Raw genomic sequence first — 868 nt, 5'->3', positions numbered from 1 at the left:
CAACTAGGTAATACAACCATGACTCTCCATTCCAACAAAACATTACAAGTACACCAAGGTTCACACCTAGGAAAATCTTATTTTTAAGCCGAGGCTACTTTGGCCATATGGCAAAAACACAAAAGTTCCACACTTTGACTGATGCTATGAAGGTAGAGCACTCAAGAGACTAGTATCTCTTACTCAATAGAACATGACAGGAAACTTAATAGGCATCAGGATGGGCCAGGACGTAGGCTTCAATAGCCTTGAACGTTGCGAGAGCATCCTCTTTGCCACCCTTAACGTGCTCTTCACAGACCTCAGCGCCCTTGGTGTGGTACTTGCTGGTGTTCTTGTAGATGGATCCTCCACCTGGAGCAGGCACCACTGTGAGCTCATGACAAATTGATTCAACGCCGTCAGTCAAAACATCCCCGTCGATCACAGTGTAGCAGAATGAGAATTTCTCTTTGTCAATCGCATCAACCCGGTGTGTCATGCTTTTGAATTTGTGGCCTTCACCAAAGTGAATCTTCTTGATGGTTCCAGGGCCTCCGTCTCCTTGAATGACTTCCACGCACTTGATAGCTTGAGGCCTGACCTTGGGAATGAGGTTGTCAGCATCAAGGACAGCGGCCTTGAACATCTTGGCCGGGGGAACTGAAGAAGTGATCTCCTGCTCGTAAGTGAAAACACCCATGATCTTAGAGCTTGAAATGAAAAGGATCAAAAGAGGAAGAGAAGGAGGATTGATTGGATTGCAGAGAGTGGTTCGAGGTGAGGAGAGATGTGAGAACTAGGGTGGTATTTATAGATGGATTGGACTAAGGTTCCCTTGTGTGAAGGTGTGTCAAGGTTCCCTTGTGTGAAGGTGTGTCTCAAACGT

At 46.3% G+C, this 868-nt stretch carries 1 protein-coding gene; it reads right to left on the bottom strand.

Annotation, left to right across the window (positions count from 1 at the left end):
• Positions 1-205: 205 nt before the first annotated feature.
• Positions 206-682 (bottom strand): pathogenesis-related BetVI family protein, encoded by a 477-nt coding sequence (locus FFM71_RS13975; protein WP_223876560.1) that lies wholly within the window; start codon positions 680-682, stop codon positions 206-208.
• Positions 683-868: the final 186 nt, after the last annotated feature.

The organism is Companilactobacillus huachuanensis (assembly GCF_005404815.1).
GTDB classification, from domain to species: Bacteria; Bacillota; Bacilli; order Lactobacillales; family Lactobacillaceae; genus Companilactobacillus; species Companilactobacillus huachuanensis.
The sequence above is the reverse complement of the archived record's forward strand: the minus strand, read 5'-3'. Positions and strand labels throughout refer to the sequence as shown.